This is a genomic window from Streptococcus sp. UBA632, from assembly GCF_002300045.1.
Taxonomy (GTDB): domain Bacteria; phylum Bacillota; class Bacilli; order Lactobacillales; family Streptococcaceae; genus Streptococcus; species Streptococcus alactolyticus.
In genome coordinates this window covers 36,337-42,336 of record NZ_DBPA01000028.1, presented here as the reverse complement: position 1 = coordinate 42,336, position 6,000 = coordinate 36,337, and the positions used below count along the sequence as shown (strand labels likewise).

The following is a 6,000-nucleotide window of genomic DNA, read 5'->3' as shown; positions in this document are numbered from 1 at the left end:
GCCAAAGCATCGAAAAGTACAAGGTAGCGACCGTACCAGATACCCCAACGAAAGAGCACCATATCTTTGCTGGCTGGTACACTGCTGACGGCAAACGTTACGACTGGTCTAAGCCTGTCACTGAGGATATCACTTTGACGGCCCACTGGGTACCAGAAGTCCTCAGTTACACAATAAAATACCTCGATGCGGATAATCAAGACAAAGAATTAGCTCCAAGCAAGACTGTCGAAAGTCCATCTCTAGTAGAAGGGCAAGAATTGACAGTATCAGCCCTTGCAATCACTGGTTACCGCCCAGATGAACACCACAAGACCATTACCCTCGATTATGACAATAACGAGATTATCTTCTACTATACTGCAAAAGCAGCAACCGTTGACTACACCGTTAAGTATCTTCTTGCAGATAACCAAAACATTGAAGTAGCACCATCTGAGACAAAAACCGTTGAAGGTAGCCAAATTAACGCCAAAGAATTGGCCGTCGAAGTCGATAAAGACCATATGAAGACGCAAGATGGTGTGACAGATGATATGTTGGCTCAGAAGTATTACCCAGAAGAAGTGGTACAGACCCTTGTTCTGACTTCTAAAGCTGAAAACAACGTTATCACCTTCCTCTACCACTCCTATGACAGTGCAACACTCACGGTGAATTACTTAGATATGGATGGTAATCCAATCCCAGGTAAAGACGCTGAAGTGATAACTCATACGGTTCCATTCTCATATGCTGTTGATGAAACAGAGATTTCAGGTTACACCTTCCATAATGCTAACGATGTAGACGGTAACGATGTTGATGGTAGTTACTTCATCAAAGATGGTGGTAGTCACGTGCTAAACCTCTACTACCAAAAAGATCTCATTCTTACAGCCAAATCAAAAGAAAAAACCTATGACGGTGAGGCTTTGACATCTGATGGTGTAGATGACTTGGTTTCAGATTATGCAGTTTACCTAGCTGAAGGTGATACGATTACTTCTGTGACTTATGACGGTAGTCAGACAGAAGCTGGTACAAGTAACAGCTTACCAAGTGACGTCACGATTGTCGATAAGAACGGAAAAGACCATACGGATTATTACCATATCTCTTATGCATCAGGTACATTGACGGTTAATCAGGCCAAAGTTGAGGTTTATATTGATGGTGACCAAAAAGAAAAATTCTATGACGGTGTCGCAGAAACTATTACTTACACGGTCAAGATCAATGACCCAAGTGGTAAATACCAAGAAAGTGACCTTGCCTTTACGGGTGAAGCAAAAGAAATCACCCAAAAAGACGCTGGACATTATGACCTGATCCTAAAAGATAGGTTTGTCAATAATAATAAGAACTTCGATGTTCAAATGGAGGTGAGCAACGGAAGCTTAGAAATCAAGAAACGTCGCGTTGTCTTGACATCAGATTCGGCTCAAAAAGGATTTGATGGCACTGCCCTAACAGCTGAAACAGTGACGGCGACTGAGTTCAATAAGGACACAGGTGAAGGTTTTGTCCCACTTGATGGCCTCATCCTCATCTATGATTTCACGGGCAGCCAAACAGCTGTCGGAGCTTCAGAAAACACATTTACGTACAAAGTTGATAATGCGCTTAACGATACGAAACTTTCTAACTATGACGTGCAAACGGAATATGGCTTATTACAAGTTCTTCCAACGCTAAATATTCAAAAAACGACTTCACAGTGGGAACCTTTATCTGGCGGTCAATTTACCATCAGCCGTTGGAATGAGGGCGGCCAAAACTGGGAAGCCCTTGAAGGAGTAGGCGAATTAACGATTACTTCAAGCGACGGTGTCACGATACCAATAGGCTTAACAGAAGGTCAATACCGTATCCAAGAGACAGCAGCACCAGATGGCTATGTTGTCTTAGAAGAAGCGATTTACTTCAATATTGCCAAAGAAACCACTAGCGATGATGAGGATAATCCTGTGGCTGAAAGCTACACGGTAACCTTGACGGACGCTGACGGTAGAGCGCAATTAGAAGAAAGTACAACAACTTATAGCCATCGCATCAAAATTGCTAACCAAGCGGGTACGGCTTTACCAAACACTGGTGGCCCTGGTACTTATTGGTATGTGCTAGTAGGTTTACTATTGATGGGATTCTCATTCATTTGGTTTATATTAAAAAATATAAATAGTAATGATGTTTTGTAATCATTGATTCTGTTTATTAGGTAAAGGAGAATATTATGAAAGCGAAAAGTATTTTTGTTAAAATTATTTCATTACTCACAGTAATTTTCGTTACAGGGACGGTTGTGAGTGCTCAAAATGTGGATACGTCAGGTGGTGGTAGCGCAACGATTACAATTGAAAACGCATCACAAGGTAAAGATTACACCCTTTATAAATTGTTTGATGCAACAGTTGGTGCAAACGGTGAAATTGCCTACACTGTCCCTAGCGGCAAGACATTAGGAGAAAACGATTATTTCAGTGTTAATAGTCAAGGAAATGTCAGTGCTAAAGAAAACATTGACGTATCAAGTGAAGCCTTCAAGACTTGGGCTGCAAGCTTTGGTTCACAAGTAGCAACTGCAACTGCTGAAAATAACAAAATTGTATTCACTGGTTTGACTTATGGTTACTACTATGTTCAATCTTCACTTGGCGGAACAATCACAGTAGATAGTACTACCCCTAACGCTACATTGAAAGATAAAAATGAAACAAAACCTATCATTCCAGATGACATGGATGGCGGTGGTAAAACCATCATCGTAAATGGTCAAACCGTAACAGAATCATCAGTTAAAATCGGTGAAACAGTTACTTACCAAATCAAATTTGAAGCAACTAACCACGTAACAGAAGGTACTGGTGATAACGTTACCTCAAAACTTATCACTCAATACACAGTCGTCGATACACCAACAAACGTTAAAATCGATGAAGATTCTGTAGCTGTAACTGTTGCTGGTACTACTATCAACAACTACACTAAATCATTTGATGATGCAACTGGCGTGATGACATTGACATTACCTTGGGCTGACAATGATACAAGCATCTACGCTTCTCCATCTGAAGTTGTTATCACTTATAACGCTACTGTTACAAAAGATGCTCAAGATGGGAAAGCAAATAACAAAGCGAGTATCAAGTACACAACAGAAGATGGTGAAAACCCAATCGATCCAGACGAACCAGAATACCCAACGCTTATTACGACTCACTCATTCACACTTACTAAAATGGACGGTAGTGATAACCAATTGACTGGTGCAACTTTCAAACTTTACGATGCTGAAACAGGTGGCAACGAAATCAAAGTCGTGAAAGTTGGAGACGGTGTTTACCGTGTCGCTGAAGACGGTGAGGATGGTGTTGAAATCGAAGCTGGTTCAGTAACTGTCAAAGGTCTTGCTGCTGACGCAACTTACTACCTTGAAGAAACAAAAGCGCCAGAAGGATACAATATCTTGACAGAACGTCAAGCTGTTACAATCAAAGCTGATAACAGCGCCAAAGCTAAAGTTGTTAACAACGCTGGTACTGAGTTACCTTCAACAGGTTCTTACGGAACAACAATCTTCTACGTTCTTGGAACTGTCTTAGTTGCTGGTGTCCTTATCTACGTGGTGGCTAGCCGTCGCGTGAAAAAAGGCTAAAGCTTGACTGAAAAAAATAAGAAAATCATCTTCGGAAAGTCCATCTAGGCTCCTTTCCGGAGATATTTCTTTCTAAACAGGCGTATTTTGAAATATCTGGTTGAGAAGTCTTGGAAATGTGTTATGATAGATGACATTAGTCAAGAATATTGAGGAGAAGAACATGAAAGAGTGGGTTAAAAAACATAAAATCTCACTAATATTAGCTAGTATCTTTTTATTGGGATTTGGTCTGTTAGCCTATCCTTCTGTCAGTGATTATTGGAATTCTTTCCACCAATCAGAAGCCATCATGAAGTACTCAGACAGTGTTTCCAAGATGTCAGATGATGAGTACGAGGACATTTTAAAGAGTGCAAAAGAGTATAACCAATCATTGGCCAGTATGAATTGGCATATGTCAGATGAAGATGACGCCAAGTATAATGCCGAATTAAACTTTAACCATGATGGCTCAATGGGGTATATCGACATTCCCAAAATCGATGTCAAATTAACCATCTACCATGGCACAGACGAGTCTGTTTTGCAAAAGTCTATCGGGCATTTGGCGGGGACGTCTTTGCCTGTTGGTGGTGTTGGGTCCCATAGTGTCTTGTCAGGGCACCGTGGCTTGCCTTCGGCTAAGTTGTTTTCAGACTTAGACAAACTCCATGTTGGCGATACCTTTACTGTCCATATTTTGAATGAAACCTTGACCTACGAGGTGGACCAAATTCGTGTGGTGGATCCAACGGATTTGAGTGATTTGACGATTGATCCCAATCAAGATTACATGACCTTGGTGACATGTACACCTTATGGGGTCAATACCCATCGTTTGCTGGTCAGAGGGCATCGTATTGCCAATGCGGATGGTTCAGCCAGCACAGTTTCAGATGCACTACAGCTAGATCCAATCTACATTGCGCCGTTTATTGGTGTTCCAATTTGTGTGGTGCTGGTGATTTACTTTTTTGTAGTGACAAGTAAGGCTTACCGTCGCCGTGATCATCGCATCTCTGATTACCTTAACAGCGTGGGCATTCAAACGAAAAAACAAAAACAAAGCCCATACCAAGCTATGCGCAACCGATTCAAAGAATTGTTCGATGATGACGACAAAACCAAATAAAAAATGTAACCATCATCATATTGTTCGCCTTTTTTCTTACAAATCGGCAACAAGCATGACGATTTGATTAAAAACAAAAAACAAAGCTAAATAGCCTATCTCTATATGCCATAATGAACCTTATGTTTAGCAAAAAAGCGAGGTAGCGCTATGTGGGTTGTTCAGAAATTGTATTGGCGGAGCGGTCAATAATATGTCCAAACACAACGGATTTTTACTAGCCGTGACGAAGCGGTGCAATTACGCAAAAGCCTTGATTGTGCCACAGAGTTGTATGAAAGCAACCGTTCCATCTATGATGAGGGAGATTTCAGAACTTCTAGATAAATCTCTTGCACATTCTAGGATAATATAGTATAATTATTTATTGTGAGTATGCCTCACTTACTCGTGTCCAAGGATGCGAGTCATTAGACCAAAAGGAGGAAATATCAATGGCTAAATACGAAATTCTTTATATTATTCGTCCAAACATTGAAGAAGAAGCTAAAAATGCTTTGGTAGCACGTTTTGACTCTATCTTGACTGACAACGGTGCGACTGTTGTAGAATCAAAAGACTGGGAAAAACGTCGTCTTGCATACGAAATCAAAGATTTCCGTGAAGGACTTTACCACATTGTCAACGTTGAAGCTGAAAACGCTGAAGCTCTTAACGAGTTTGACCGTCTTTCAAAAATCAACGGCGACATTCTTCGTCACATGATTGTTAAACTTGACGCGTAAGAAGGTGTGTTATGATAAATAATGTAGTACTTGTTGGTCGTATGACCCGCGATGCAGAACTTCGTTACACCCCATCAAATCAAGCTGTTGCGACTTTTACCCTAGCGGTAAACCGCAACTTTAAAAACCAAAATGGTGAACGCGAAGCTGACTTTATCAACTGTGTGATTTGGCGTCAGCAAGCAGAAAACCTGTCTAACTGGGCTAAAAAAGGCACATTGGTTGGTATCACAGGACGTATTCAAACCCGTCACTATGAAAACCAACAAGGTCAACGCGTTTACGTAACAGAAGTAATTGCAGATAATTTCCAAATCTTGGAAAGTCGTGCTACACGTGAAGGCCAATCAGGTGGTTCTTACAATTCTGGTTACAATAACCAACCATCATTTGGGGATAATTCACATGATAGTGGTTTTTCATCACAACCTTCACAACAAACACCAAATTTTGGTCGCGACGAAAGCCCATTTGGCAATTCAAACCCAATGGACATTTCAGACGACGACCTTCCATTCTAAAGT

5 protein-coding genes are annotated in these 6,000 nt (G+C 40.9%); all 5 read left to right on the top strand.

Annotation, left to right across the window (positions count from 1 at the left end; genetic code table 11):
• On the top strand, positions 1 to 2,180 hold a 2,180-nt coding region (locus tag B3473_RS03620), incomplete at its 5' end, for a SpaA isopeptide-forming pilin-related protein (protein ID WP_293674859.1).
• 35 nt (positions 2,181 to 2,215) lie between these two features.
• Positions 2,216 to 3,637: a SpaH/EbpB family LPXTG-anchored major pilin gene (locus tag B3473_RS03615; RefSeq protein WP_293674857.1), complete on the top strand. Its 1,422-nt coding sequence runs from the start codon at positions 2,216 to 2,218 to the stop codon at positions 3,635 to 3,637.
• A gap of 163 nt (positions 3,638 to 3,800) precedes the next feature.
• Positions 3,801 to 4,751 (top strand): class C sortase, encoded by a 951-nt coding sequence (locus B3473_RS03610; protein WP_154454942.1) that lies wholly within the window; start codon positions 3,801 to 3,803, stop codon positions 4,749 to 4,751.
• A 434-nt stretch (positions 4,752 to 5,185) separates the two neighbouring features.
• Positions 5,186 to 5,476 carry a 30S ribosomal protein S6 gene (gene rpsF, locus B3473_RS03605; RefSeq protein ID WP_154454941.1) on the top strand — a complete coding sequence of 97 codons (291 nt, stop codon included), beginning with the start codon at positions 5,186 to 5,188 and terminating at the stop codon, positions 5,474 to 5,476.
• An 11-nt stretch (positions 5,477 to 5,487) separates the two neighbouring features.
• The gene (locus tag B3473_RS03600; protein WP_154454940.1) at positions 5,488 to 5,997 is read left to right on the top strand and encodes a single-stranded DNA-binding protein; all 510 of its coding nucleotides are present in this window, start codon (positions 5,488 to 5,490) and stop codon (positions 5,995 to 5,997) included.
• Positions 5,998 to 6,000: the final 3 nt, after the last annotated feature.

What these genes read in the sequence shown, in the direction of transcription:
- B3473_RS03615 (WP_293674857.1), top strand. Translation starts at nt 2,216, where the DNA reads ATGAAAGCGAAAAGTATTTTTGTTAAAATTATTTCATTACTCACAGTA.
- B3473_RS03610 (WP_154454942.1), top strand. Translation starts at nt 3,801, where the DNA reads ATGAAAGAGTGGGTTAAAAAACATAAAATCTCACTAATATTAGCTAGT.
- rpsF (WP_154454941.1), top strand. Translation starts at nt 5,186, where the DNA reads ATGGCTAAATACGAAATTCTTTATATTATTCGTCCAAACATTGAAGAA.
- B3473_RS03600 (WP_154454940.1), top strand. Translation starts at nt 5,488, where the DNA reads ATGATAAATAATGTAGTACTTGTTGGTCGTATGACCCGCGATGCAGAA.